Source organism: Pseudomonas sp. JV414 (assembly GCF_032424305.1).
GTDB classification, from domain to species: domain Bacteria; phylum Pseudomonadota; class Gammaproteobacteria; order Pseudomonadales; family Pseudomonadaceae; genus Aquipseudomonas; species Aquipseudomonas lini.
Map to the genome: position 1 here is coordinate 175409 of NZ_VYKC01000021.1, position 25507 is coordinate 200915.

A 25507-nucleotide genomic window follows, 5' to 3' on the forward strand; every position below is an offset into this window, starting at 1 on the left:
GGGGTGAAACAGGGCGATGCCGCAACGTTCGGGTTGCAGACAAAAGATTCGAATTCAGAAAAGCGGGGCGAAGTCAGCCGGACAGGGCAGGGCGCGGGGGCATGGTGTTGAACCTGTTGTTATTGGTTTTGTATGACAGATGGTGAGGTAAACGGACTAAATGGTTCAATCGGGGGAGGACGGGTTCTGGGCGATTATCGAACAGCAAAAGATCAAAAGATCGCAGCCTTCGGCAGCTCCTACATGGAATCGCGTACCTGCGTAGGAGCTGCCGAAGGCTGCGATCTTTTGATCTGGCTTTTCCCGCAGCCAACAAAAAGCCCACCAATCGGTGGGCTTCGTGTTTACCGCGCTATCAGAACAACTTCATCTTCGGCGCTTCTTCTTTCAACGGCTCGTTCTTCGCCGTCTGTTCATTCCAGCCACCACCCAATGCCTTGTACAGATTGACCGCGCTGGTCAGCTGCGCCAGGCGGTCGGTGATCAGCGCTTGTTGAGCACTGAACAGCTGACGCTGGGCATCGAGGAAGGTCAGGTTGCTGTCGACACCAATGCGATAACGACGCTCGGCCAGACGGTAGTAGTCCTGGTTGGCGCTGACGAAGTCACGCTGAGCCTGCAACTGCTCGGTGTAGGTCTGGCGGGCAGCCAGGCCATCGGCGACTTCCTGGAAGGCCGTTTGAATGGACTTCTCGTAGTTCGCCACGCCGATGTCTTTCTGGATTTTGGAGTAATCCAGGCTGGCGCGCAGGCTGCCGGCGTTGAAGATCGGCAGGTTGATTTGCGGCTGGAACAACCAGGTGCCCGAACCGCCCTTGAACAGACCGGACAGGTCCGGGCTCAGGGAACCGGCATTGGCGGTCAGGCTGATGCTCGGGAAGAACGCAGCCCGTGCCGCACCGATGTTGGCGTTGGCAGCCTTCAGGTTGTACTCGGCCTGAAGGATGTCCGGACGACGTTGCAGCAAGTCCGACGGCAGGCCGGCCGGCACTTCGCTCAGCACGTCATCCGACAGTGGCTTGGCCGCTTGCAGATTGGCCGGGATACCGGTGCCGAGCAGCAGCACCAGGCTGTTTTCATCCTGAGCGACCTGACGGGTGTATCTGGCCAGTTGTGCGCGGGCGTTTTCCACCGAGGTACGCGACTGGGCCAGATCCAGCGCCGAGGCTACTCCCACTTCGTTGCTGCGCGAGGTGAGCTTGTAGCTCTCCTCGAAGGCCCCGAGGGTTTCCTGGGTGAGTTTCAGCAGCTCCTTGTCAGCCTGCCAGGTCAGGTAGGCATTGGCCACGCTGGCCACCAGACTGATCTGCGTACTGCGGCGCGCTTCTTCAGTGGCGAAGTATTTCTGCAGGGCTTCTTCGCTCAGGCTGCGAACCCGACCGAACAGGTCGAGTTCATAAGCGCTGATGCCGACAGTGGCCGAGTAGGAACTGCTGATGGCCGCTTCACCGGTTTGCGAGGCCCGTGCCGGAACTCGCTGACGGCTGCCGCTGCCGGTGGCCGAAACGGCCGGGAACAGATCGGCACGCTGGATGCGGTATTGAGCCGCATAAGCGTCGATGTTCAGCGCCGCGACGCGCAGGTCACGGTTGTTCTCCAGCGCGGTCTGAATCAGCTGTTGCAGCGCCGGGTCGTGGAAAAACTGCTTCCAGCCCTGTTCGGCGGCGGCCTGGTTAGGCGCCTGGGCCGGCGAATACGCCGGGCCTTGCGGGTATTGGCCCGCCACCGGTGCTTCTGGCTGCTGATAATCGGGTATCAGCGAGCAGCCGCTCAGCACGAAGGCGGCGACTGCGATGGAGAGTAGCGACTTGCTCATTAGCCAGCCTCTTTAGAAGGTTCAATAGCGTCATCATCTTGGTCGGCGATTTTGCGCTGACCCATGGACGACACGGTGACAAAGAACAATGGGACCCAGAAGATCGCCAGCACAGTGGCTGTGATCATACCGCCAATCACCCCGGTACCGATCGCATGCTGGCTACCCGAACCTGCGCCCGTGGAAATGGCCAGTGGAACCACACCGAGCACGAAGGCGAGCGAGGTCATGATGATCGGTCGCAGACGCATCCGGCAGGCTTCGATCGCGGCATCGCGCAGGCTACGTCCTTGCTCATGCAGTTCCTTGGCGAACTCGACGATCAGAATGGCGTTCTTCGCCGCCAGACCGATGGTGGTCAACAGCCCCACCTGGAAGTACACGTCGTTGGACAGACCGCGCAGGCTGGTCGCCATCAGCGCACCGATAATCCCCAGCGGTACCACCAGCATCACCGCGATCGGGATCGACCAGCTTTCATACAACGCCGCCAGGCACAGGAACACCATCAGCAGCGACAAGGCGTACAACGCTGGCGCTTGCGAGCCGGACAGACGTTCCTCGTACGACAGGCCCGTCCAGGAAATACCGACACCGGCCGGCAGTTTCTTGGCCAGGGCTTCGACTTCGGCCATCGCTTCACCGGTGGAATAACCTGGCGCCGGGGCACCGAGGATTTCCATCGCTTCTACGCCGTTGTAACGGGCCAGTTTCGGCGAACCGTAGATCCACTCACCCTTGGCGAACGACGAGAACGGAACCATGGTGCCGGCGCTGTTGCGCACGTACCACTTCTTCAGGTCTTCGGGGCTCATGCGAGCGCCAGGCAGGCCCTGTATGTAGACCTTCTTCACTCGACCGCGGTCGATGAAGTCGTTCACATAGCTACTGCCCAAAGCAATCGACAGGGTGTTGTTGATGTCGGTGAGGGTCACGCCCAGGGCGCTGGCCTTCTCATCGTCGATCTCCAGCTGGTATTGCGGCTCGTCGTTCAGGCCGTTAGGACGGACTTGCGACAGCACCTTGCTTTGCGCCGCCATGCCGAGGAACTGGTTACGTGCCTCCATCAGCTTTTCGTGACCGATACCGGCGCGGTCCTGAAGGAACACGTCGAAACCGGTGGCGTTACCCAGTTCCAGTACCGCCGGTGGAGCGAAGGCAAATACCATGGCATCACGGAAGGTAAAGAAGTGCTGTTGGGCACGGGCCGCCAGTTTGAACACGCTGTTGTCGGCGTTACGTTCTTCCCATGGTTTGAGCATGATGAACGCCATACCCGAACTCTGACCCCGACCGGCGAAGTTGAAGCCGGTCACGGTAAACACCGAGGCCACCGCGTCGCCTTCGCCGCCTTCCTTGCTCGGACGCAGCAGGAATTCGCGCATTTCGTCCACGACCACTTGCGTACGCTGGGAACTGGAACCAGCCGGTGTCTGCACCTGGGCAAACAGTACGCCTTGGTCTTCTTCCGGGAGGAACGCCGTTGGAATACGGGTGAACAGCCAGATCATGCCAACTACGATGATCAGGTACGCCAGCAGATACGGAGCCTTGTGCGCGAGCATGTTGCCCACGCCGCGCTCGTAGCTTTTGACGCCACGGTCGAAACTGCGGTTGAACCAGCCGAAGAAGCCGCGTTTCGGCGTGCCGTGCTCACCTTTCGGAATCGCCTTGAGCATGGTCGCGCAGAGCGCCGGGGTGAAGATCAACGCTACCAGTACCGACAGGGCCATGGCCGAGACGATGGTGATCGAGAACTGCTTGTAGATCACACCGGTGGAGCCACTGAAGAACGCCATCGGCAGCAGTACCGCCGACAGAACCAGCGCAATACCGACCAGGGCACCCTGGATCTGCCCCATGGATTTCTTGGTGGCCTCCTTGGGTGACAGACCTTCTTCGCTCATGACCCGTTCGACGTTTTCCACCACGACAATGGCATCGTCCACCAGCAAGCCAATGGCCAACACCATACCGAACATGGTCAGGGTGTTGATGCTGAAACCGAACGCCGCGAGGATCCCGAACGTACCCAGCAATACCACCGGCACGGTCATCGTGGTGATGACGGTGGCGCGGAAGTTTTGCAGGAACAGGAACATCACCAGGAACACCAGCACGATCGCTTCGACCAGGGTTTCAACCACACCCTTGATCGACTCGGTCACCACCGGAGTGGTGTCATACGGGAACACCACTTCCATCCCTTCCGGGAAGAAGGGCTTGAGGGTGTCAATGGTGTTACGCAGGGCTTTTGCGGTGTCGAGGGCGTTGGCACCGTTGGCCAGTTTCACCGCCAGACCGGAGGCCGGGGCGCCGTTGAACTGGGCGCTGATCGAGTAGTTTTCGCCACCCAGACCGACTTCCGCAACGTCGCCGACACGCACTTGCGAGCCGTCCTTGTTGACCTTCAACAGGATCGCCTTGAACTGCTCGGCGGTCTGCAGACGGGTCTTGCCGATGATCGTCGCGTTCAGTTGCTGGCCGGGCAGGGCAGGCAAGCCGCCGAGTTGACCGGACGACACCTGGACGTTCTGCGCTGCAATGGCGGTTTTCACGTCCACCGGGGTCAGGTTGAAGTTGTTCAACTTGGCCGGGTCGAGCCAGATCCGCATCGCGTACTGGGCACCGAAGACCTGGAAGTCACCGACACCGGCGGTGCGCGAAATCGGGTCTTGCATGTTCGACACGATGTAGTTGGACAGGTCGTCCTTGGTCATGCTGCCGTCGCGCGACACCACGCCGATGACCATCAGGAAGTTTTTCACCGACTTGGTCACGCGGATGCCCTGTTGCTGCACTTCTTGCGGCAGCAGCGGGGTGGCCAGGTTCAGCTTGTTCTGGACCTGAACCTGCGCGGTATCGGAGTTGGTGCCCTGCTCGAAGGTCGCGGTAATGGTCATGTTGCCGTCAGAGTTACTTTCCGACGAGACATAACGCAGGTTATCGATACCGTTGAGCTGTTGCTCGATCACTTGCACCACGGTGTCCTGCACGGTTTGTGCAGACGCGCCCGGGTAGGTCACCGAGATGGCAATGGCCGGAGGCGCAATGCTCGGGTATTGGTTGATCGGCAGTTTGAGAATCGATAGAGCCCCGACCAGCATAATCACCAGGGCAATCACCCAGGCGAAAATAGGACGGTCGATAAAAAATTTCGACATGGTTTACTCCCCTTTGCCGCCGACAGCTGTGTTAGCTGCCTGTGCGGGGGCCGGGCTCTTTATGCCAACATTAGTGGCTTCAGTGGCCTTGACTTCAACGCCAGGTCTGACGAATTGCAGCCCTTCGGTGATCACGCGATCGCCTGCCTTCAGACCGTCTTCAATCAGCCATTGGTTACCGACAGTGCGGCTGGCCTTGAGCTGACGCAGTTCGACCTTGTTGTCCGGGCCGACGACCAGTGCGGTCGGAGAGCCTTTGAGGTCGCGGGTCACGCCTTGTTGCGGAGCCAGAATCGCCGCGCTGTCCACACCGGCCTGCAACTGGGCGTGAACGAACATGCCCGGCAGCAGGGTGTGATCGGGGTTCGGGAACACGGCACGCAGGGTCACGGAACCGGTGGTCTGGTCAACCGAAACTTCGGAGAACTCAAGCTTGCCGTCCAGCGTGTACTGGCTGCCATCTTCGAGAGTCAGCTTGACCGCGGCGGCATTATCGCCAGCCTTTTGCAGACGACCGCTTTCCAGTTCGCGGCGCAGCTCAAGCAGCTCCACCGAAGACTGAGTGACGTCGACGTAGATTGGGTCCAGTTGCTGAATGACGGCCATGGCGTCGGTCTGGCCGTTGCTGACCAGCGCGCCTTCAGTCACAGACGAACGGCCGATGCGACCGGAGATCGGTGCGTAAACCTTGGTGTAGCGCACGTTGATCTGGGCGGTCTGCAGGGATGCTTCCGATTGCAGGCGGTTGGCCAGCGCGGTGTCGTATTCCTGGCGACTGACAGCCTGTTCGTCGACCAGTTGCTTGTAGCGGTCGGAGATCGACTTGGTCGAACGCAGGTTGGCTTCGGCGCTTTTCAGGGTCGCGTCATAGACCGATGGGTCGATCTGATAAAGCTGCTGACCGGCCTTGACGTCGCCGCCTTCCTTGAACAGTCGCTTGAGAATGATGCCGTTGACCTGTGGGCGAACTTCGGCGATGCGGAACGCACTGGTGCGCCCCGGAAGTTCGGATGTCAGGGTGAAGGCTTGAGGTTGCAGGGTTACGACGCCGACCTGAGGGGCTGGTGCGGCAGGTGCCGCCTCTTCCTTTTTACATCCGCTGAGCAGCGATGCCAGGGCGACGGCAGTAACCAGAGCGGTAACAGCTGGCTTGAATTGCATGAAGATCCTCGGGTCAGGCGCGCACATTGCGCACAAGAAATGTGGAAGGTTAAAAAATTTTTGCCGGGTGGATAAGTAGCTTGCTAAGGAATATACTTACGTTCATGGTTGTTTGTAAAGGCCTTGGCGGTGTACCCACACGGTTACAAAAGCCGTTCAAAGGTTGGAATTGTAGGCCTGATGAGACGCCCAAGAGCGCTCGCCCCACTTTTATTCAGCTGATATTCAGACATCGCTGAAGCACCCTGATTGAGGTTTTACTGCCATGGTCCGTCGTACCAAAGAGGAAGCTCAAGAAACCCGAAGCCAGATACTCGAAGCGGCAGAAAAAGCCTTTTACGAGCGGGGCGTGGCACGCACGACGCTGGCGGATATCGCGACCCTGGCCGGCGTGACTCGCGGGGCCATCTACTGGCATTTCAGTAACAAGGCGGATCTGGTGCAGGCGATGCTCGATACCTTGCATGAGCCGCTGGATGAAATGGCCAAGGCCAGTGAAAGCGAAGATGAACTCGATCCGCTGGGCTGCATGCGCAAGCTGCTGATTCATTTGTTTCATCAAGTTGCCCTGGACCCGAAAACCCGACGCATCAACGAGATTCTTTTTCATAAGTGCGAATTCACCGATGAAATGTGCGATCTGCGCCAGCAGCGCCGAACGGCCAGTCTCGATTGCAATGTGCGAATTGCTCTGGCCCTGAGTAATGCGGTGAATCGCGGGCAGTTGCCGGAAAACCTCGACACTGCCCGCGCGGCCATCAGCCTGCATGCGTATATCGATGGCATCCTGTATCAGTGGCTATTGGCTCCCGACAGTTTTCAACTGCACACCGAAGCCGAGCGTTGCGTCGATACAGGGTTGGATATGCTGCGCTTGAGTCCAAGCCTGCGCAATTGAAACAAAATGCGTAATTGGATCCGTTTGTGTCAAGACTTGAAGCGGGGGGAAATGTCCCTGCTTCGCTCGCCTTTCTGTAATGGGGTGCTTTTATATACGTACGTTTGCCAGGTTGATAGGTAGCGAGCTACGTATTTTGTAGGGATTTTGTGTCGAGTGTGTGAATGAATGTTAACAACCCGGGCTACAAGGGCGCCGAGCAGCCGATAAAGGGTATCGCGCTGATCTGCCTGGCGGTTTTGTTGTTCGCCAGTCACGACACTTTGTCCAAGTACCTGTCCGGGTTCTATCCGATCGTGATGGTGGTTTGGGCACGCTACGTGGTGCACACCTTGTTGATGCTGGTGATTTTCGTGCCACGCAGTGGTTTCTCGGTGGTAGTGCGCACCCAGCGTCCGGGTTTGCAGTTATTACGCGCCCTGTGCCTGATCGGCACCAGCCTGTTTTTCACTTCCGGCCTGCGCTACATCCCTTTGGCTGAAGCCACCGCCGTCACTTTTCTTGCTCCTTTATTGGTGACCGCGTTGTCCGTACCGTTGCTGCATGAGCGCGTAACCCGCAATCAGTGGCTGGCGGTGCTGGGTGGATTTGTCGGCGTGTTGATCGTCGTGCGGCCTGGGGGTGCGCTGTTCACCCCGGCGATTTTATTGCCACTGTGCTCGGCCTTGTGTTTTGGCTTCTATCAATTGCTCACTCGCCTGCTCAGCGGTATCGACAGCCCGACCACCAGCAACTTTCTCACCGGCATTCTCAACAGCCTGATCATGACTGCACTGTTGCCGTTCTTCTGGAGCACACCGACGCTGCTGCATAGCCTGTTCATGATTGGCCTGGGCACTTGCGGCATGCTCGGTCACATGTTGCTGACCCAGGCCTTCCGCCATGCGGCGCCGGCGATGCTGGCGCCGTTCAGTTATGGGCAGATTCTGTTTGCCGGGATATACGGGTACTTGATCTTTGACCATGCCCCGGATGGTTTTGCCATCCTGGGCATCGCTGTTATTTGTGTGAGTGGACTTGCAGTTGCATGGGCTCAAAGCAAAAGAAGTTCCGCTTAGGTTCCGCCTGATGGCTTCAACTTGGCATTGTTATAATGGCTCCCATAAAATAGTTATAAGGATAAGTTTCACTTTTGTTATGAAGGTTTGAGAGGCACTTGATAGGTTCTGAGCCAACGGAAGTGGCGTAATACTCCCAAAATAATTCAACTCTCGGGATTCGGTGGCCAGCCGTTTGCCTGTGGCAATAACTCAGCGTCGTCTCAAACAGCGCTGTTTGTCGATAGTTGGTATATTTGATGTAGGTATCGAATATCTGTTTCTTGATGTCGTAATCGATATTGATGTCTTGCTTAAGATGAGGATCTCCTTCGAATATCAGGTTGACGGTCTCGTAAGGGAGGATCTTGTCGGGCCGATCCACGGGCGGATTTTCAGGGGAAATGTCATCAAGCCAGAAGGTTGTATCCGTAAAGTTTGTAATTTGCAGCATAAAAATAAGAGTGTTCGGATTTGTAGCGTCCATGCTCATGTTTTCCTTTTGAATTAGGTGGTTGTTGTGGAGGTTGTGCAACGTGTTCGTTGATGTGCGAAGACTAAGTGTCTTGTATTTGGTTGGCGACTCTTTAAGTGTATGCAAATAAAAAAGCCCTGGCTCTTTCGAGGCAGGGCTTTATGTTATTTAAGTTATTTACAGAGCCGGATAATCGATATAACCCACCGGACCCTTCGCATAGAACAATTCCGGACGTGCTTCATTCAACGGCGCATCGGCCTTCAAGCGTGCTGGCAAATCCGGGTTGGCAATGAACGGCACACCGAATGCCACCGCGTCAGCCTTGCCGCTGGCCAGCCACCCGTTGGCGCTGTCCTTGGTGAAGCGTTCGTTGGCGATGTACGGGCCGCCGAAGGCTTCCTTCAGTTGTGGGCCCAGACTGTCGCCAGCTTCTTTCTCGCGCGAGCAGATGAAGGCGATACCACGCTTGCCCAGTTCGCGAGCGACGTAGGTGAAGGTCTCGGACAGGTTGTCGTCGCCCATGTCATGGAGATCGGCACGTGGTGACAGGTGCACACCGACGCGGCCCGCGCCCCAGATTTCGATGGCGGCATCGGTCACTTCCAGCAACAGGCGCGCACGGTTTTCCAGGGAGCCGCCATAGTTGTCGGTGCGCTGGTTGGTGCTGCTTTGCAGGAACTGGTCGAGCAGGTAACCGTTGGCGCCGTGGATTTCCACACCGTCGAAACCGGCAGCCTTGGCGTTCTCGGCACCCACGCGGTAAGCGTCGATGATGTCGGCGATTTCAGCGGTTTCCAGGGCGCGCGGGGTTGGGAAATCGGCCAACGGACGCACCAGGCTGACATGACCCTTAGGCTGGATGGCACTCGGCGCGACCGGTGCTTCGCCGTTCAGGTACAAGGGGTGGGAAATCCGGCCCACGTGCCACAGTTGCAGGAAGATTTTGCCGCCAGCGCCGTGGATCGCTTTGGTCACGTTGCTCCAGCCGCGCACCTGGTCGTTGGACCAGATACCGGGAGTGTCCGGGTAGCCCACGCCGATTGGCGTCACCGAAGTCGCTTCGCTGAGGATCAGACCGGCAGAGGCGCGTTGCACGTAGTACTCGGCCATCAGCGCGTTCGGCACACGGCCTTCGTCGGCGCGGCAGCGGGTCAGCGGCGCCATGATGATGCGGTTGGCCAACTCGAGGTCGCCCAGTTTGATCGGATCGAAAATAGTCGTCATGAAATAAAACCCTCGTTAAAGATCAGTTAGTAGCGGGGGCCAGTTCGGCATTGCCGCTCTGACGGAAAGTAATCAGGGTCACCAGAAGGGCGAGTACCGCCAGTGCGGCTGCCGCGAGCGGCACGCGGGTGAGGCCGAAGCCATGGGCGATGACGCTGCCGCCGACCCAGGCACCCAGCGCGTTGCCGACGTTGAAAGCGCCGATGTTCAGGGTCGACACCAGGTTCGGTGCCGCCTTGCCGTAGGTCACAACGTTCACTTGCAGGGCGGGTACGGCGGCGAAGCACGCGGTGGCCCAGAGAAACAGGGTGATCTCGGTCGGGATCACGGCAATGCTGGTCCAGGTCAGCACGGTGGACACGACTGCCATGGTGGTGAACACACCGATCAGCGTCGCCGCCATGCTTTTGTCCGCCAGCTTGCCGCCGATGATGTTGCCGACCGTCAAGCCCAAGCCGATGAGCATCAAGGTCCAGGTCACGCCACGTGGCGAGACTCCGGTGACCTCGCCCAACAGAGGCGCGACATAAGTGAACAAGGTGAAGACCGAGGCGGCGAACAGCGCAGTCATGCTCAGTGACAGCCAGATCCCAGCGCCTTTGAGGGCGCGCAGTTCGGCACGCATGTCGAGTTTCTCTTCATCGCGCTTGGCCGGCAGGAAGCGAATCAGGCCGATCAACGCAATCACACCGATCACCGTCACCGCCCAGAAGGTCGAACGCCAACCGGCTTCCTGACCGAGCGCGGTACCCAGCGGCACGCCGAGGACATTGGCCAGGGTCAGGCCGGTGAACATCAGGGCCACGGCCGACGCACGTTTGTTGGCCGGTACCAGACCTGCCGCCACCACCGAACCGATGCCGAAGAAGGCGCCGTGACACAACGCGGTGACCACGCGGGCAAACATCAAAACGTTGTAGTCACTGGCCAGGGCGCAGAGCAGGTTGCCGATAATGAAGATGCCCATCAACGCTACCAAAGCGGCCTTGCGCGGCAGTCTGGCGGTGGCCAGTGCCATGAACGGTGCACCGATGGCCACGCCCAGGGCGTAACCGGTCACCAGCCAGCCGGCGCCGGGGATCGACACACCGAGATCGGCCGCCACCTCGGGCAACAGGCCCATGATGACGAACTCGGTGGTGCCGATGGCGAAGGCGCTCAAGGCCAGAATGAGTAGCGAGAGGGGCATTGTCAGTTCCTTGTCGGAGCGCGAAGCTCCTTGTCGATGGCGTCGAGGAACGCCTGAATCACGTCCTCGTTGCGTTTGAAGAAGTGCCATTGACCGGCTTTCTGGCTGCTGATCAGTCCTGCCCGTTGCAAGGTCGCCAAATGGGCGGACACGGTCGACTGCGACAGGCCGCAGCGTTGATCGATCTGTCCGGCGCAAATGCCGTACTCATGGTTGTGGAGCTGTTCCGGGAACTGGACTTTGGGGTCTTTCAGCCAGATGAGGATGTCTCGGCGTACTGGGTGTGCCAGCGCTTTTATTATTTCGTCGAGGTCGATGGTCATGGTTTGGGCTCGTGATGAGTAAAACGCTATATCGCGATGAGGCGAACTTTAAATCGGTACTTCGCGATATACCAATATGATTTTGGTCTGATGACCGCATGAATCGGTATATCGGGTTATAACGATATGGATGTCGCAGTGTTAAGCTGCGCGCATGAACTATCTCGCACATCTGCACCTCGGTGGCCAGCGCCCCGGTCAAATGCTCGGCAGTCTGTATGGCGATTTCGTCAAAGGACGGCTGCAAGGGCAGTTCGATCCGGAGATCGAAGCGGCCATTCAGTTGCACCGCAGCATCGACGTGTTTACCGACCGCCATCCGCTGGTGGACATCGCCTTGTCGCGGTTTTCCCTCACGCGCAGGCGTTACGCCGGGATCGTGCTCGATGTGTTTTTCGACCACTGCCTGGCACGGGACTGGGAGTTGTACGCCGACCGTCCGCTTGTGCAGTTCACTTCTGACGTTTACCGGGTACTGTCCGCCGAGCCGCAGTTGCCGGAGCGCCTGGCGATGATTGCGCCGCACATGGTGGCCAATGACTGGTTGGGTTCTTACCGGGAATTCGCGGTGCTGGAGCAGGTGCTGCGTGGGATTTCGCGCAGGTTGACCCGGCCGGAGGAATTGGCCGGGGCGATGCAGGAATTGCGACGGTTGTATGAACCGTTGAGCGAGGATTTTCGGTTGTTCTATCCCGAGTTGCAGGACTTTGCCCAAAACTATCCAACTACATAAATAACTGTGGGAGCGGGCTTGCCCGCGATTGCGGTATGTCATTCAACATTACCGTTGAATGTTAAGCCGCCATCGCGGGCAAGCCCGCTCCCACAGGGATTTGTGATTAAGCAGCAATAGCCGGGCGCATCGGGATTTGCTGCGTTTCCGGAATCGCCCCAAACAACGCCTTCTGCACCGCCTGCTGCGCTTCGAACGCCAGCGCAGCACGTTCCCGGTCCTGGCACTCGATCGGCTTGAGCAGATGAATTTCCACCTCACCTCGATCATTGGCGAACAAGCGCATCAGGTGCGAGAGCAAATCATCATCGCCAATGAACGGTGCCAGGGTATCGAGCTCGCCATCGCGCAGATAACGAATCGCCACCGGTTGCAGCGCCACTTCGGAATCGATCGCCGCTGACAGCAAACGACCATGAAACGTGCGCAGCGAGCGGCCATCGGTGGTGGTGCCTTCGGGGAACATCAGCAGCGGATGTTCCTGCTCCAGATGACGGGTCATTTGTTTGCGGATCAACTGACTGTCGCCTGAACCACGGCGAATGAACAGGCTGCCAGCCTTGGCCGCCAACCAGCCCGCCACCGGCCAGGTGCGCACTTCGGCCTTGGACAGGAACGACAGTGGCGTGAGCATACCCAGCAACGGAATGTCGGTCCAGGACACATGATTGCTGACCCAGAGCATCGGTTGCTTGGGCAGCTCACCATGAACGGTCACGCGAAAGGGCAGGGCATTGCTCAGCCGCGCCATGAAAAACCGCGACCAGCGCTGACGACGGACCATCGAATGGGCAATCCCCAGTCGCTCGAACAACCCGAACACACTGGCCATGCTCAAGCCCAGCGTCACCACTAAAAGCACTCGCGCAATTCGCGCGTACACCCGCAAGCGGCTCATTACACAGCCGCCTTGAAGTGCTTGGCATAACGCGGGCAGAGCTCGTCGCGCTTGAGCAGGATGAACACGTCGGCGACCTGGAAGTCTTCGTCCCAGCACGGCTCGCCGCAGATTTTCGCGCCCAGGCGCATGTAGGCCTTGAGCAGTGGTGGCATTTCGGCGATGACGTTGGACGGAATATCCAGCGTCGGCAATGGCTTCTTCGGCTCGGCCCGCAGGTGTTCGGTGCACAGGTAACGCTCGCGCAGGCGCTGCATGATCGCGTGGGCCTGAATGCCACCGTCCTGCATTGGAATGCTCGCGCAACCCATCAAATAGCTGTAGCCGCCTTGGTTCAGCACTTCGGCCAGTTCACCCCAGAGCACGGCGATAGTGCCGCCATTGCGGTAGGCCGGGTCGACGCAGGTGCGACCGATTTCCAGGATCGGGCCTTTCAGATGGACCAGGCCATGCAGGCTGAATTCTTCTTCGCTGTAGAACTTGCCCAGGCTGCTGGCCGCTGTGTGGTCGAGCAAACGGGTGGTCGCCACCAGGCGCCCGGTGTTCAAGTCACGCACGCCGATGTGGGCGCAGTGAACATCATAGTCATCCATGTCCAGACCCAGCTCCGCGCCTTTCAGTTTGGCGTTGAATTCGCCGCTGAACACGTTGAAGCGCAAGGCCTGGGCTTCCTGCAACGCCTCGGCGCCCACCAGGCGTTCGGCTTGCAGGCGGCGTTCATTGCCGGTGTCGCTGATGCGGGCGATCTGAGTCATTGTGAGTCTCCGTACGGGCTGGCCACCCGTCTTGGGTTGCAGCCGATCGACTTTCTTTATGCAGCCGTGTTGTGCAAAGTCAGGCTATGTAGCCCCGGTGTCATCGCCATGAAGCTTTGGTGATGCTTATATGACAGCCTTTGAGGAGCCTCTTATGCCCTGGCAATCCCTGTTGAATCGCCGTGATCGCCTGCCCGTCGACCCTGACCTGGGCGAAGGCTTTGCAACCTTGTTGCAACAGTTGGGCGCGGTGTCGCCGTTCGAATTGGCGGTGGTCGGTGGACGGCTGATGGCAACACCGGGGCTGGCGTTTCTGGTGGGTTATCAGGCGGCGTTGCGCATGCTCTGGCCGAGCGCGCCGCTGAGCCTCGGCGCGTTATGTGCGACTGAACAGCGCAGTTTGCGGGTGGCGGACATGCAGACCCGGCTGCGCGATCTGCGTCTGAATGGACGCAAGGATTTCGTCACCGCCGGCGATGCCGCCGACTGGTTGCTGGTCGCCGCCCGCAGTGAAGAACCCGGCGAAGCGGCGCGCTTGAACCTTGCGGTGGTTTACCCCGGCGAACCGGGTGTGCGCCTGGAAAAGCTCGCGCCGATGCCACTGATGCCAGACATAGGTCACGGCCGGTTGTTTCTCGACAACGCGCTGTGTGAATTGCTCGCTGGGGATGGTTGGGACGCATACGTCAAACCGTTCCGCACCCTGGAAGACATCTATGTGTTGAGCGCCATGACCGCGTGGCTATACGGCGTCGGTCAAGACAGCGACTGGCCGCAAACCTTGCAACTGCGTTTGCTGGCGCTGCTGGCCGGGTGCGCGGAAGTCAGCCGCCAGGCACCGAACAATCCGGTCGGGCATGTGTTGCTGGGCGGGTTGTTTGCGCAGTTCGATGGGCTCAAGGCTGAAGTGAATCAGGCCCTGGCCGATGGCCCGCCACAATGGGCGGCGATGTGGCAGCGAGATCAGACCGTGATGGATCTGGCGGCAGGGGCGCGGGGGAAGCGGTTGGCCAAGGCGTTGGCGGGATCTTCGCTGGGTTGATGGGCCTCTTCGCGAGCAAGCCCGCTCCCACAGTTGATCTGCGGTGTTCACACATTTTGTGCTCACCACAAATCCCCTGTGGGAGCGGGCTTGCTCGCGAAGGCGGCCTCATTGGCGACGCAAATTCCAAAACTGTCATCAAGCTCGACTAGGCTCTGCAGGTTCATCCCTCCGAGCGCCCCTCATGTTCAAAGGCTTGTCCCTGATTGTCATGCTGCTGCTCAGCCTCACGGCCCACGCTGAAAACTGGCCGGCCGAGCAATGGTCGCCGGGCCCGAAAGTCACCGGGCCGGCACTTCAAACCCTGGAAAACTACGCCTTCCCACCCCGCGACGATGCCACTCACCAAGGCATTCGCACCGATGCCTTGCTGGTGATCCGCGACGGTCAACTCGTCTACGAACGCTACGCCGGCCCGACCACTGCCCAAACGCCGCACCTGACGTGGTCGATCAGCAAAAGCCTGATGGGCGCGGTGCTCGGGGTGGCCTATGGCGAAGGGCTGTTCAAACTGCAGGACCCGGCGGTGAAGTTCTATCCTCCGCTGGAAAAACACCCCGGCATGACCATGGCCGACCTGCTGCACTGGGCCTCGGGCCTGGACTGGCAGGAAGACTACGAATACGCCCCATTGAAGTCCTCGGTGGTGGCCATGCTCTACACCCGTGGTCACCGCGACATGGCTGCGTTCACCGCCGACCATGACGAGTACGTCAAACCCGGCCAGGCATTCCGTTACTCCAGTGGTGACAGCAACCTTCTGTCCGCCGCGCTGAAAACCATCGTCGGCCCGGCCCGTTATCCGGATTATCCATGGACCGCGCTGTTCGAACCCTTGGGGATTCGCAGTGCGGTGTGGGAAACGGATGCCACGGGGACGTTTGTTGCATCGTCCTACGCCTATCTCACTGCCCGGGATCTGGCGCGGGTCGGCCTGTTGATGGCGCGCGACGGTCGTTGGCGTGAGCGGCAATTAATGCCCAAAGACTGGGTCGACTTCAGTCGTGAGCCTTTTGCCCGCTATCAAGCCAACCAGGATGAAGTAGTGCCCGGCGGACATTGGTGGCTCAATCGCACGGTGGATGGCGCGACCCAACCCTGGCCCGCTGCCCCCGGCGACACCTTCGCCGCGCTGGGCCATTGGGGCCAGGCGATGTACGTGATTCCCAGCGAAAAGCTGGTGATCGTGCGCTACGGCGATGATCGCGATGGAAGCTATCGGCACAACGAATTGCTCAACCTCGCGCTCAAGGCCTTTGCCATGCAGGTGCAGCCATGAGCCGCCGCAGTTTTATTCGCCGTCGGCCGTTCAGCACGATGTTGCTGGTGCTGCTGATCGTCTTGCTTGGCTGGATCTGGCAGGAGCGTGTGGCGCTATGGGCCTTCCCCGATATCATCAGCGCTTATACCGCCAAGGAATACTGCTCGTGCCGGTATGTGATGAACAATCCGGTGGAGTATTGCCAGAGCTATGTGAAGCAGTATTTGCCCACCAGTGGGTTCGTCGATGATGCTGCGAACAAGCGTGTGACGGTTGGTGGGATGGGGCGCAGCAATAGCGCTGTTTGGGTTGGCGAACGGCAGGGATGTCGGTTGATCCCTTGAAAAGATCGCAGCCTTCGGCAGCTCCTACATTGACCGCGTGCAACCCTGTAGGAGCTGCCGAAGGCTGCGATCTTTTGATCTTTTGATCTGTGCGGTTTGCAATGCGCCCACGGCCAGTTAAGGTTCGCTCAGGTTTATCTACCCCCCGAGTCTCTATGTTCAACCGCTTTGTCTGCAAAACCCTCGCTTTCCTGCTGCTGGCCGGTGTCACCGTGTCGGCCCAGGCCAATTGGTACCTGGACGGCGAGTCTTCGCGGCTGTCGTTCATTAGCACTAAAAACGCCAACATCTCCGAAGTGCAGCGCTTTCTGGTGCTGCACGGCAAGGTCGATCCCAAGGGCCTGGCGCAGGTAGAAGTCGAACTAGAGTCGATCAACAGCGGCATTCCGCTGCGTGACGAGCGCATGCGCAAGGAGCTGTTCGAGATCCAGACGTTTCCCGAAGCGTTGATCACCACGCAAATCGATCTGCGGCCGATTAACGACCTGGCGCCCGGTGCGCAACTCGAGTTGCGTTTGCCACTGACCGTCAACCTGCATGGCAAACAACACCGATACAACGCCGAACTGCTGGCGACCCGTCTTGATGACCGGCGCTTTCAAGTGGTGACCCTCGAGCCGTTGGTGATCAGCGCTGAAGATTTCGGCCTGGCCCCGGGCCTGGAAAGCTTGCGCAAGGTTGCCGGTTTGTCGGCCATCAGTCTGTCGGTGCCGGTGGGTGCGGTGCTGATTTTCACGGCGCGCTGAAATGCGCGGCGCAATTTTTCCGTGGCGCGACGGCAACCGCTTTGAACTGCTGATCGATGGCCCGCAGTTTTTTCCGCGAATGCTGGTGGCGATTGCCCGCGCCGAAGAACAAGTCGAACTGGAACTGTACCTGGTGGAGGCGGGAGCCTGCGCCGAGGCCATGGTTCAGGCGCTGGTCCAGGCTGCCGAACGCGGCGTGCGGGTGCGTTGCCTGTTCGATGACTACGGCAGCCTAGCCTTTACCCTGACCTTGCGTCAGCGCCTGATGGCCGCCGGTGTCGAGCTGCGTTTCTACAATCGCCTGAGCTGGCGACGCTGGGTGGGCAATTTCTATCGCGACCACCGTAAGCTGCTGCTGGTGGATCAATGCCTGGCGGTAGTCGGCGGCACCGGGGTCACCGATGAGTTCTGGACACCAGGTGAAGACACCAGCGAATGGCACGAAGTGATGGTGGAAATCGGCGGCCCGTTGGTGCTCGACTGGCAGTTGCTGTTCGACCGCCAATGGATTGCCAACCGCCATCGGCGCGCCTGGAAACCCACTGCGCACTTCGGTTTGCCGCGCTTGCCGCGAGTGCCGGCCATGGGCGAGGGCATGGGCCGGGTCGCCTATGCCGACGCCCGCCAACACCGCGATATTTTGCAATCGCTGGTTCGCGCACTGAACAGTGGCCAGCGCCGAATCTGGTTGGCCACGCCGTATTTCCTGCCGACCTGGAAAGTCCGCCGCTCACTGCGTCGGGCTGCGGCTCGTGGCGTTGATGTGCGTCTGCTGCTGACCGGGCCGCGCACCGATCACCCCTCGGTGCGCTACGCCGGGCATCGCTACTACCCGCGATTGCTCAGGGCCGGGGTGAAGATCTTCGAATACCAGCCGTGTTTCCTGCACCTGAAAATGGTGTTGATCGATGACTGGGTGAGCATCGGCTCATGCAACTTCGATCACTGGAATCTGCGCTTCAATCTGGAAGCCAACCTCGAAGCCCTGGACCCCGGACTGACCCGGGCGGTGGTGGCGAGTTTCGAGAATGACTTTGCCCTGAGCCAGGAAGTCAGCCTCGAGGCATGGAAACGCCGACCGTTGTGGCGGCGGGTCAAGCAAAGGGTATGGGGATGGTTGGATCGGCTGGTGGTGAATCTGCTGGATCGACGGGGCTGAATACATTCCTCCAAACACCCTGACCTAATGTGGGAGCGGGCTTGCTCGCGAAAGCGGTCTGACATTCAGCATCTTTGTTGAATGTTAAGCCGTCTTCGCGAGCAAGCCCGCTCCCACATTTGTTTTGCGGTGTGTCAGGGATTACAGCAACTCAAAGCTCTGCTGCGTCACGTCCTGGGAGTCCAGGCCGATCTGCACGTTGAACTTGCCCGGTTCCGCGGCGTACTTGAGCTGGGCGTTGTAGAACTTCAGGTCATCCTCGGTGATGGTGAAGTGCACGACTTTCTGTTCGCCGGCCTTGACCAATACTTTCTGGAAGTTCTTCAGTTCCTTGACCGGGCGGATCATCGAACCGGTCACGTCCTGGATGTACAGCTGCACCACGGTTTCGCCGTCACGCTTGCCGGTGTTCTTCACCACGACGCTGGCGTCGAGCTTGCCGGTCTTGTTCAGTGTGGTCGACGACAGCGCCATGTCGGTCAGGCTGAACTGGGTGTAGCTCAGGCCGAAGCCGAACGGGAACAGCGGCCCGGTGGTGTCTTCGAAATATTGCGAGGTGTAGTTGCCCGGTTTGCCCGGAGTGAAAGGCCGGCCAATGCTCAGGTGGTTGTAGTAGGTTGGAATCTGACCCACCGAGCGCGGAACGCTGATCGGCAGTTTGCCCGATGGGTTGTAGTCGCCGAACAGCACGTCAGCGATGGCGTTGCCGCCTTCGGTGCCGCTGAACCAGGTTTCCAGAATCGCGTCAGCCTGCTCTTTCTCTTCGAGAATCGACAGCGGACGGCCATTCATCAACACCAGCACCAGCGGTTTGCCGGTGGCTTTCAACGCCTTGATCAGCTCGCGCTGGGCTGCCGGGATGTTCAGGTCGGTACGGCTCGACGATTCGTGGGACATGCCACGGGATTCGCCCACCGCCGCCACCACCACATCTGCTTGCTTGGCAGCCTTGACCGCTTCATCGATCAACACATTGGCCGAGCGCGGATCATCCACCACTTCCGGCGCATCGAAGTTGAGGAAGTTGAGGTAATCGAGGATTTTCTTGTCGCTGGTGATGTTCGCGCCGCGGGCGTAGATCAGCGTCGACTGTTTGCCAAGCGCAGTGGTCATGCCGTCGAACAAAGTGACCGATTGCTCGGGACGGCCCGCAGCGGCCCAACTGCCCATCATGTCGATCGGCGCCTTGGCCAGTGGACCGACCAAAGCGATTTTTGCGGTTTTCTTCAGCGGCAGGGTGTCGCCCTGGTTCTTCAGCAACACCAGGCTGCGGCGCGCGACATCACGGGCCTCGGCGCGGTGCAGACGGCTTTCGGCGTAGGTGTCGGCCGGGTCATCCTCGGCCTTGCCGATGCGCAGGTACGGGTCTTTGAACAGGCCCATGTCGTACTTGGCGGCGAGCACTTCACGCACGGCGTTGTCGATGTCCTTCTGTTCGATCTCACCGGCCTTCAGCAACCCTGGCAATTCCTTGCCGTAGAGGGTGTCGTTCATGCTCATGTCGATGCCGGCCTTGATCGCCAGTTTCGCGGCTTCGCGACCGTCGGCGGCGACGCCGTGCTTGATCAGCTCGAAAATTGCGCCGTGATCGCTGACTGCCAGGCCCTTGAAACCCCATTCCTTACGCAGCAGGTCGTTCATCAGCCAGGTGTTGGCGGTAGCCGGCACGCCGTTGATCGAGTTCAGCGCGACCATCACCCCGCCGGCACCGGCGTCAATCGCCGCGCGGTACGGTGGCAGGTAGTCCTGATACATCTTGACCGGGCTCATGTCGACGACGTTGTAGTCGCGACCGCCCTCGACCGCGCCGTACAAGGCAAAGTGCTTGACGCTGGCCATGATGCTGTCGGCCGCGTTCGCGCCTGAGCCCTGGAACGCCCTGACCATTACGCCGGCGATCCGCGAAACCAGGTAGGTGTCTTCGCCGAAACCTTCGGACGTGCGGCCCCAGCGTGGGTCGCGGGAGATATCGACCATCGGCGCGAAGGTGATGTCGAGGCTGTCAGCCGCCGCTTCCTGGGCGGCGATGCGCCCGGAGCGGCCAATGGCGTCCATGTCCCAGCTCGAGGCCAAGGCCAGCGGAATCGGGAAAATGGTGCGGTGGCCGTGGATCACGTCATAGGCGAAGAACATCGGGATCTTCAACCGGCTGCGCATGGCCGCGTCCTGCATCGGGCGGTTCTCGGCGCGGGTGATCGAGTTGAAGGTGCCGCCGATATTGCCGGCAGCGATCTCCTTGCGGATCATCTCCCGCGGCATTTCCGGGCCGATGCTGATCAGGCGTAACTGGCCGATCTTTTCATCGAGGGTCATTTGCTTCATCAGGTGGCTGATGAAGGCATCCTTGTTCTCTATAGGTGCGGGCGTCGTGGCGGCCAATACGGTATGACTGGCCAGGCTGACGAACAGGCCCAGCAAACACAGCTTCTTCATGAATTGTTTTCTCAAAAGCCTAAACGGCAGTGATTACACGCCGGTCAGCCAAAATTTGGGGAGCGACTATTGTTGTTCAGGTAAATGCAGACACACTTGCGCAGCGTGTCAGTGCTGGGCATCTTTTAGCCCATTGGCTCGATGCAATCCAGTAGCGGCGCAGATTATGCCCCAAGAGCCGGGTCAGAGTTCGCAGGTTGTTTCATCAACGGAATGTGCAAGGGAGCATCAACCAGATGAATGTACGACACCATTATCGGTCGAGCCTGCAGGTTGCAGCCTTGATGTTGCTGACCACACTGCTGGCCGGCTGCGGCATCAACAATATCCCGACCCTCGACGAACAAGCCAAGGGCGCCTGGGGCCAGGTGCAGAACCAGTACCAGCGTCGCGCTGACCTGATTCCCAATCTGGTGGAAACCGTCAAGGGTTATGCCCAGCATGAGCAAGACACCCTGACCGCGGTGATCGAAGCCCGCGCCAAGGCGACGTCGATTCAGGTGGATGCCAGCACGCTGGACAATCCGGAAAAACTCAAACAATACGAGCAGGCGCAGAATCAGCTGACCGGCGCGCTGAGTCGATTGATGGTGGTGTCCGAGCGCTACCCGGACCTCAAGGCCAACCAGAACTTCCTGGCGCTGCAATCGCAACTTGAAGGCACCGAGAACCGCATCGCCGTGGCGCGTCGCGACTTCATCCTCGCGGTGCAGAAATACAATACCGAGATCCGCACCTTTCCCGGTCGCCTGTGGCACACCGTGATGTATAGCGATCTGCCAATCCGCGAAACCTTCGAGGCCACCAGCCCCGGCGCCGAGAAAGCGCCTGAAGTGAAGTTCCAGTAAGCGCCGGAACGGGCTTGAAGCGTCACCAAGGATGAGGTTGCCAATGCGCGTGTTGAAAGTGGGCCTGGTGCTGATGTTCTGGGTGTTTGCCCTGACGGCCCAGGCCGAGTTGAAGTTCCCGGAATTGACCGGTCGGGTGGTGGACAACGCCCAGATGATCGAGCCTGCGGTGCGCGAGCAGCTTGTTCAGCAGCTTAACGCCCATGAAAAAACCACCGGCGAGCAATTGGTGGTGGTCACGTTACCGGACTTGCAGGGCACCGACATCGCGGATTTCGGTTATCAGCTGGGACGCTACTGGGGCATCGGCCAGAAGGACAAGAACAACGGCGCGTTGCTGATCGTCGCGCGTGACGAGCGCAAGCTGCGGATCGAAGTCGGTTATGGCCTGGAAGGTCGTCTGACTGATGCGCAGAGTTCGGTGATCATCCATCAGGTGATCACGCCCGCGTTCAAGGCCGGCAACTTCAGTAAAGGCATCAGCGACGGGGTTGCGGCGATGCTGGTGGTGCTGGGCGGCAATCCGCTGGACGAGCCGTCGACGGTGTATGAATCGGACGGTGATCAGGAGAGTGATTTCGTTGGGCGGCATCCGGGGTTGTTCGTGCTTCTGCTGATGCTGTTCTTCCTGACGATCTTCGTCGGGCAGATGTTCGGTATTCTGCCAAGCGGCGGGGGCCGTGGCGGCTCGGGAGGCGGGTTCGGCGGCGGAGGTTTTGGCGGCGGTGGCGGTGGGGGCTTCAGCGGCGGCGGGGGCAGTTTCGGGGGCGGCGGTTCGTCGGGCGGCTGGTGATCACACTGCAGGTAAAAACAACAACAGCGAGCAGGCATTCATAAACATGGCATTACTGACTGAACACGAACAACGCAAAGTCGCCGAGGCGATCGCCCGGGTCGAGCGCGATACCGACGCCGAACTGGTGACGGTGCTTGCGGCCCGCGCCGACGATTACGCCTATATCCCGCTGCTCTGGGCCAGTCTGCTGGCGCTGGTGGTGCCGGGTATCGTGCATTACCTGACGGGCTGGCTGACCATGCACAGCCTGTTGCTGGTGCAATGGCTCAGCTTCATCGTGTTGTGTCTGGTGTTCCGTATTCCGAAAGTCACCACGCGCCTGATCCCGCGCTCGGTTCGTCACTGGCGCGCGTCAAACCTGGCGCGCCGGCAGTTCCTGGAGCAAAACCTGCACCACACCGTGGGCAGCACCGGCATGCTGATTTTCGTCTCCGAGGCCGAGCGCTATGTGGAGATTCTGGTGGATGAAGGCATTTCCAAACGGCTGGACAACAAGAACTGGGACGCGATAGTGGCGGCGTTTACGCAGCAGGTGAAACAGGGGCAGACGTTGCAGGGCTTTGTGACGTGCATCGAGGCATGCGGCGAGTTGCTCAAGGTGCATGTACCGGTGACCCATGTGCGCAATGAGTTGCCGAATCGGTTGGTGGTGTTGAGCTAAATAAAAAGATCGCAGCCTTCGACAGCTCCTACGCCGATCGCGGTTCCCTGTAGGAGCTGCCGAAGGCTGCGATCTTTTGATTCTGCACCGTTCGGCAAATAACTGCGTGTCCCGAACGGCCATCCCCCCTAAAATACCCACCATTCCCCGATCCGCACCGCCCGAGGCCGTTTTTTCCCATGTCTGTCACCGCCACTCCCGCCAGCCTCGCGCCGGATCATCACGCCCAGTTCATCGACCTGCTGCAAACCAGCCTCGACCAGAACGCCTTCATCAAACTGGTGCTGGCCAAGTACGTTGGTACAGAGGCGGATTTGCAGCGGCTGATCATCAAGCAACTGACGGTCAAGGATCAGTCGTGCCTGTCCTTCGTCTATCGCTACAAGACCCGCGACATCACCAAGAACCTGCCGCTTGCCGAAGGCGTGGCGACCATTGCTGCGTTGTTGCCTGCATCGTTCAAAAATGCGCATTTATTGTCATTGACCGATGAAGCCCAGCTCGAATACAGCAAAAAGGGCAAATCTTCGCTGTTCAAGAGCAAACCTCAGCAATTGCGCGAAGTGCCATCCGCCGAGCACAACCGCGAGAAGAACCGTTTCCTCGATCTGAGCCGGCCGTTTCTCAAAGACCTCGGCGTAACCAACGCGCAGCATGAGCTGATCCCGGCGATGTCGCGCAAGTGGAAGCAGATCAACAAGTTCATCGAAGTCTTCAGCCATGCGCTGACCTCGTCGCCGCTGGCGCTGGACAAACCCGTGCGGGTGGCGGATTTCGGCTCGGGCAAGGGTTACCTGACGTTCGCGATCCACGACTACCTGCGCAATACCTTGAAAGCCCAAGGCGAAGTGACCGGCGTCGAGTTGCGCGAAGACATGGTCAGCCTGTGCAACACCGCCGCCGCGAAACTGGAGCATCCGGGGCTGGTGTTCAAATGCGGTGACGTGCGCAGCGTCGCGCCGAGTGAACTGGACGTGATGATCGCGTTGCATGCCTGCGACATCGCCACCGACTACGCGATTCACACCGGCATTCGTTCTGGCGCTTCGATCATCATGTGCTCGCCGTGCTGCCACAAGCAGATCCGCCTGCAGATCCAGAGCCCGGCGCTGCTCAAGCCGATGTTGCAATACGGGCTGCACCTGGGTCAGCAAGCGGAAATGGTTACTGACAGTTTGCGTGCGTTGTTCCTGGAAGCCTGCGGTTACGAGACCAAGGTCTTTGAGTTCATCTCTCTGGACCACACCAACAAGAACAAGATGATCCTGGCGGTCAAACGCGCCGAGCCGGTTGATCCCGCCCAGCTGTTGGTGAAGATTCAGGAACTGAAGGATTTCTACCACATCAGCGAACATTGCCTGGAAACATTGCTGCGGGCTGACGGTTACCTCTGATCCTGTGGGAGCGGGCTTGCTCGCGAAAGCGGACTGGCAGCTAACTAAGATGTTGAATGTGATGACGCCTTCGCGAGCAAGCCCGCTCCCACAGGGGGTTGCACCGCCGTCTTGCGCCCCAACATCACCGTCACGATCACCCCGGCCGCGAACAGCCAGGTAATTGGCTCGACATGTTCACCAAAGAACAACGCCGAAAACGCGATCGTGAAGAAAATCTGCAGCAACTGGATCTGGCTGACCCGGGCAATGCCGCCCATGGCCAGCCCGGCGTACCAGGCAAAGAACCCGATGAACTGCGAAAACAGCGAGACATAACCAAACGCCCACCAGGTTTTGGCTGAAATCTCGCCCTGATGTTGCAGCGCCAGGTACAGCACCGGTCCGATCAGCAGCGGCGTCGACAGCACCAGCGCCCAGCAGATCACCTGCCAGCCGCCCATCTCCTTGGCCAACCGGCCACCTTCGGCATATCCCAACCCACCCACGGCAATCGCGCCGAGCATCAGCAAATCACCGGCCTGAATGCTGCCCGCGCCGCTGATCAGCGCATAACCGAGCACCAACGCACTGCCCAACGCGGCGCAGGCCCAGAAGGCTTTCGACGGACGCTCATGTGACAGCCACGCGGCATACAGCGCCACGCACAGCGGTTGCAAGCCGTTGACCAGTGCGCCGTGGGAGGCGGGTAACGTCTGCATGGCCCAGGCCGACAGCACCGGGAAACCAAGGATGACCCCGGCGATCACCAGCGTCAGGCCTTTGACCTGCTTCCAGGTGGGCCATTTTTCACGGTGCCACAGCAGCAGCGCTGCCGGAATCGCCGCAAACAGCGCACGGCCGAGGCCGTTGAGCAGGGGATGGAGTTCCTGCACGACGATCCGTGTGAAGGGCAGGGTCAGGCTGAAGATAACGACGCCAAGCAGGCCGAGGGCCATGCCGGTGTTTTCGCGCGAGGACATGATGGTGACCAGAGTTCAGGATGGCGGGAAGTGTCTTTATCTAGCCATAAACCGCAGGCGCTGCTCTGTTACAGATAGGCGCAGAGTTATCCGTACAGTTGGGGGTAATGCCCCCAACGTAGGAGCTGCCGAAGGCTGCGATCTTTTTATCAGCCGCGCCACATACCCAATCGCTTCACCCAATG

23 protein-coding genes are annotated in these 25507 nt (G+C 59.5%); 12 read left to right on the forward strand and 11 right to left on the reverse strand.

Annotated elements, in window-relative coordinates:
- Positions 1 to 355: 355 nt before the first annotated feature.
- The 3 genes from emhC to emhA are packed head-to-tail and all read right to left on the reverse strand — an operon-like array spanning position 356 to position 6141.
- Positions 356 to 1816 (reverse strand): efflux RND transporter outer membrane subunit EmhC, encoded by a 1461-nt coding sequence (emhC, locus tag F6R97_RS22810; RefSeq protein ID WP_038979266.1) that lies wholly within the window; start codon positions 1814 to 1816, stop codon positions 356 to 358.
- Positions 1816 to 4980: an efflux RND transporter permease subunit EmhB gene (gene emhB, locus F6R97_RS22815; RefSeq protein ID WP_050681803.1), complete on the reverse strand. Its 3165-nt coding sequence runs from the start codon at positions 4978 to 4980 to the stop codon at positions 1816 to 1818. The genes emhC and emhB overlap by 1 nt, the downstream gene beginning before the upstream one ends.
- A gap of 3 nt (positions 4981 to 4983) precedes the next feature.
- The gene (gene emhA, locus F6R97_RS22820; RefSeq protein WP_038979268.1) at positions 4984 to 6141 is read right to left on the reverse strand and encodes an efflux RND transporter periplasmic adaptor subunit EmhA; all 1158 of its coding nucleotides are present in this window, start codon (positions 6139 to 6141) and stop codon (positions 4984 to 4986) included.
- Between the two features lie 265 nt (positions 6142 to 6406).
- Between emhA and emhR the strand changes: the two genes are divergently transcribed.
- Both emhR and F6R97_RS22830 read left to right on the forward strand, forming a co-directional pair.
- Positions 6407 to 7039, forward strand: coding sequence for an efflux system transcriptional repressor EmhR (emhR, locus tag F6R97_RS22825; RefSeq protein WP_038979269.1), 633 nt, complete (start codon positions 6407 to 6409; stop codon positions 7037 to 7039).
- Positions 7040 to 7203: 164 nt separating this feature from the next.
- On the forward strand, positions 7204 to 8097 hold the full coding sequence (locus tag F6R97_RS22830) for a DMT family transporter (RefSeq protein ID WP_038979270.1): 894 nt from the start codon (positions 7204 to 7206) through the stop codon (positions 8095 to 8097).
- A gap of 16 nt (positions 8098 to 8113) precedes the next feature.
- Here the strand turns inward: F6R97_RS22830 and F6R97_RS22835 are convergent, their stop codons facing one another.
- The 4 genes from F6R97_RS22835 to F6R97_RS22850 all read right to left on the reverse strand — a co-directional run bounded on the left by F6R97_RS22835 (position 8114) and on the right by F6R97_RS22850 (position 11290).
- A complete protein-coding gene (locus F6R97_RS22835) occupies positions 8114 to 8563 on the reverse strand; it encodes a hypothetical protein (RefSeq protein ID WP_038979271.1) in 450 nt (149 codons plus the stop codon).
- 165 nt (positions 8564 to 8728) lie between these two features.
- Complete coding sequence (locus tag F6R97_RS22840; protein ID WP_315867136.1) at positions 8729 to 9778, reverse strand: alkene reductase; 1050 nt, start codon at positions 9776 to 9778, stop codon at positions 8729 to 8731.
- A gap of 22 nt (positions 9779 to 9800) precedes the next feature.
- A complete protein-coding gene (locus F6R97_RS22845; RefSeq protein WP_038979273.1) occupies positions 9801 to 10967 on the reverse strand; it encodes an MFS transporter in 1167 nt (388 codons plus the stop codon).
- A 2-nt stretch (positions 10968 to 10969) separates the two neighbouring features.
- Positions 10970 to 11290 carry an ArsR/SmtB family transcription factor gene (locus tag F6R97_RS22850; protein ID WP_007903797.1) on the reverse strand — a complete coding sequence of 107 codons (321 nt, stop codon included), beginning with the start codon at positions 11288 to 11290 and terminating at the stop codon, positions 10970 to 10972.
- A gap of 154 nt (positions 11291 to 11444) precedes the next feature.
- On the opposite strand from F6R97_RS22850, the gene F6R97_RS22855 reads away from it, so the two are divergent.
- Complete coding sequence (locus tag F6R97_RS22855) at positions 11445 to 12023, forward strand: ACP phosphodiesterase (RefSeq protein WP_038979274.1); 579 nt, start codon at positions 11445 to 11447, stop codon at positions 12021 to 12023.
- Positions 12024 to 12129: 106 nt separating this feature from the next.
- Here F6R97_RS22855 and F6R97_RS22860 read toward each other — a convergent pair whose 3' ends face one another.
- Positions 12130 to 12921: a lysophospholipid acyltransferase family protein gene (locus F6R97_RS22860; protein WP_237883785.1), complete on the reverse strand. Its 792-nt coding sequence runs from the start codon at positions 12919 to 12921 to the stop codon at positions 12130 to 12132.
- Positions 12921 to 13676 (reverse strand): L-ornithine N(alpha)-acyltransferase, encoded by a 756-nt coding sequence (gene olsB, locus F6R97_RS22865; protein ID WP_007903792.1) that lies wholly within the window; start codon positions 13674 to 13676, stop codon positions 12921 to 12923. The genes F6R97_RS22860 and olsB overlap by 1 nt, the downstream gene beginning before the upstream one ends.
- 154 nt (positions 13677 to 13830) lie before the next feature.
- Between olsB and F6R97_RS22870 the strand changes: the two genes are divergently transcribed.
- The 5 genes from F6R97_RS22870 to F6R97_RS22890 all read left to right on the forward strand — a co-directional run bounded on the left by F6R97_RS22870 (position 13831) and on the right by F6R97_RS22890 (position 18228).
- The gene (locus F6R97_RS22870; protein WP_048393976.1) at positions 13831 to 14718 is read left to right on the forward strand and encodes an acyl-CoA dehydrogenase family protein; all 888 of its coding nucleotides are present in this window, start codon (positions 13831 to 13833) and stop codon (positions 14716 to 14718) included.
- Between the two features lie 184 nt (positions 14719 to 14902).
- Positions 14903 to 15997, forward strand: a complete 1095-nt coding sequence (locus F6R97_RS22875; protein ID WP_315867137.1) for a serine hydrolase — start codon at positions 14903 to 14905, stop codon at positions 15995 to 15997.
- Positions 15994 to 16323, forward strand: a complete 330-nt coding sequence (locus tag F6R97_RS22880) for a hypothetical protein (protein ID WP_048393980.1) — start codon at positions 15994 to 15996, stop codon at positions 16321 to 16323. The genes F6R97_RS22875 and F6R97_RS22880 overlap by 4 nt, the downstream gene beginning before the upstream one ends.
- Positions 16324 to 16478: 155 nt before the next feature.
- The gene (locus F6R97_RS22885) at positions 16479 to 17069 is read left to right on the forward strand and encodes a YceI family protein (RefSeq protein WP_048393982.1); all 591 of its coding nucleotides are present in this window, start codon (positions 16479 to 16481) and stop codon (positions 17067 to 17069) included.
- 1 nt (position 17070) lies between these two features.
- Entirely contained in the window at positions 17071 to 18228 is a 1158-nt protein-coding gene (locus F6R97_RS22890) for a phosphatidylserine/phosphatidylglycerophosphate/cardiolipin synthase family protein (RefSeq protein WP_315867138.1), read from the forward strand.
- Positions 18229 to 18369: 141 nt separating this feature from the next.
- Here the strand turns inward: F6R97_RS22890 and bglX are convergent, their stop codons facing one another.
- A complete protein-coding gene (bglX, locus tag F6R97_RS22895; RefSeq protein ID WP_038979281.1) occupies positions 18370 to 20661 on the reverse strand; it encodes a beta-glucosidase BglX in 2292 nt (763 codons plus the stop codon).
- Positions 20662 to 20897: 236 nt separating this feature from the next.
- On the opposite strand from bglX, the gene F6R97_RS22900 reads away from it, so the two are divergent.
- The 4 genes from F6R97_RS22900 (at position 20898) to F6R97_RS22915 (ending at position 24360) form a co-directional block, all read left to right on the forward strand.
- A complete protein-coding gene (locus F6R97_RS22900; protein WP_048393987.1) occupies positions 20898 to 21509 on the forward strand; it encodes a LemA family protein in 612 nt (203 codons plus the stop codon).
- A 43-nt stretch (positions 21510 to 21552) separates the two neighbouring features.
- Entirely contained in the window at positions 21553 to 22302 is a 750-nt protein-coding gene (locus F6R97_RS22905; protein WP_038979282.1) for a TPM domain-containing protein, read from the forward strand.
- 46 nt (positions 22303 to 22348) lie between these two features.
- Complete coding sequence (locus F6R97_RS22910; protein WP_007903764.1) at positions 22349 to 22966, forward strand: TPM domain-containing protein; 618 nt, start codon at positions 22349 to 22351, stop codon at positions 22964 to 22966.
- Positions 22967 to 23145: 179 nt separating this feature from the next.
- Positions 23146 to 24360, forward strand: coding sequence for a class I SAM-dependent methyltransferase (locus tag F6R97_RS22915; RefSeq protein WP_038979283.1), 1215 nt, complete (start codon positions 23146 to 23148; stop codon positions 24358 to 24360).
- A gap of 44 nt (positions 24361 to 24404) precedes the next feature.
- Here F6R97_RS22915 and F6R97_RS22920 read toward each other — a convergent pair whose 3' ends face one another.
- Entirely contained in the window at positions 24405 to 25322 is a 918-nt protein-coding gene (locus F6R97_RS22920; RefSeq protein WP_048393988.1) for a DMT family transporter, read from the reverse strand.
- Positions 25323 to 25507 lie beyond the last annotated feature (185 nt).

What these genes read in the sequence shown, in the direction of transcription:
- emhC (WP_038979266.1), bottom strand. Translation starts at nt 1,816, where the DNA reads ATGAGCAAGTCGCTACTCTCCATCGCAGTCGCCGCCTTCGTGCTGAGC.
- emhB (WP_050681803.1), bottom strand. Translation starts at nt 4,980, where the DNA reads ATGTCGAAATTTTTTATCGACCGTCCTATTTTCGCCTGGGTGATTGCC.
- emhA (WP_038979268.1), bottom strand. Translation starts at nt 6,141, where the DNA reads ATGCAATTCAAGCCAGCTGTTACCGCTCTGGTTACTGCCGTCGCCCTG.
- emhR (WP_038979269.1), top strand. Translation starts at nt 6,407, where the DNA reads ATGGTCCGTCGTACCAAAGAGGAAGCTCAAGAAACCCGAAGCCAGATA.
- F6R97_RS22830 (WP_038979270.1), top strand. Translation starts at nt 7,204, where the DNA reads ATGAATGTTAACAACCCGGGCTACAAGGGCGCCGAGCAGCCGATAAAG.
- F6R97_RS22835 (WP_038979271.1), bottom strand. Translation starts at nt 8,563, where the DNA reads ATGGACGCTACAAATCCGAACACTCTTATTTTTATGCTGCAAATTACA.
- F6R97_RS22840 (WP_315867136.1), bottom strand. Translation starts at nt 9,778, where the DNA reads ATGACGACTATTTTCGATCCGATCAAACTGGGCGACCTCGAGTTGGCC.
- F6R97_RS22845 (WP_038979273.1), bottom strand. Translation starts at nt 10,967, where the DNA reads ATGCCCCTCTCGCTACTCATTCTGGCCTTGAGCGCCTTCGCCATCGGC.
- F6R97_RS22850 (WP_007903797.1), bottom strand. Translation starts at nt 11,290, where the DNA reads ATGACCATCGACCTCGACGAAATAATAAAAGCGCTGGCACACCCAGTA.
- F6R97_RS22855 (WP_038979274.1), top strand. Translation starts at nt 11,445, where the DNA reads ATGAACTATCTCGCACATCTGCACCTCGGTGGCCAGCGCCCCGGTCAA.
- F6R97_RS22860 (WP_237883785.1), bottom strand. Translation starts at nt 12,921, where the DNA reads ATGAGCCGCTTGCGGGTGTACGCGCGAATTGCGCGAGTGCTTTTAGTG.
- olsB (WP_007903792.1), bottom strand. Translation starts at nt 13,676, where the DNA reads ATGACTCAGATCGCCCGCATCAGCGACACCGGCAATGAACGCCGCCTG.
- F6R97_RS22870 (WP_048393976.1), top strand. Translation starts at nt 13,831, where the DNA reads ATGCCCTGGCAATCCCTGTTGAATCGCCGTGATCGCCTGCCCGTCGAC.
- F6R97_RS22875 (WP_315867137.1), top strand. Translation starts at nt 14,903, where the DNA reads ATGTTCAAAGGCTTGTCCCTGATTGTCATGCTGCTGCTCAGCCTCACG.
- F6R97_RS22880 (WP_048393980.1), top strand. Translation starts at nt 15,994, where the DNA reads ATGAGCCGCCGCAGTTTTATTCGCCGTCGGCCGTTCAGCACGATGTTG.
- F6R97_RS22885 (WP_048393982.1), top strand. Translation starts at nt 16,479, where the DNA reads ATGTTCAACCGCTTTGTCTGCAAAACCCTCGCTTTCCTGCTGCTGGCC.
- F6R97_RS22890 (WP_315867138.1), top strand. Translation starts at nt 17,071, where the DNA reads ATGCGCGGCGCAATTTTTCCGTGGCGCGACGGCAACCGCTTTGAACTG.
- bglX (WP_038979281.1), bottom strand. Translation starts at nt 20,661, where the DNA reads ATGAAGAAGCTGTGTTTGCTGGGCCTGTTCGTCAGCCTGGCCAGTCAT.
- F6R97_RS22900 (WP_048393987.1), top strand. Translation starts at nt 20,898, where the DNA reads ATGAATGTACGACACCATTATCGGTCGAGCCTGCAGGTTGCAGCCTTG.
- F6R97_RS22905 (WP_038979282.1), top strand. Translation starts at nt 21,553, where the DNA reads ATGCGCGTGTTGAAAGTGGGCCTGGTGCTGATGTTCTGGGTGTTTGCC.
- F6R97_RS22910 (WP_007903764.1), top strand. Translation starts at nt 22,349, where the DNA reads ATGGCATTACTGACTGAACACGAACAACGCAAAGTCGCCGAGGCGATC.
- F6R97_RS22915 (WP_038979283.1), top strand. Translation starts at nt 23,146, where the DNA reads ATGTCTGTCACCGCCACTCCCGCCAGCCTCGCGCCGGATCATCACGCC.
- F6R97_RS22920 (WP_048393988.1), bottom strand. Translation starts at nt 25,322, where the DNA reads ATGTCCTCGCGCGAAAACACCGGCATGGCCCTCGGCCTGCTTGGCGTC.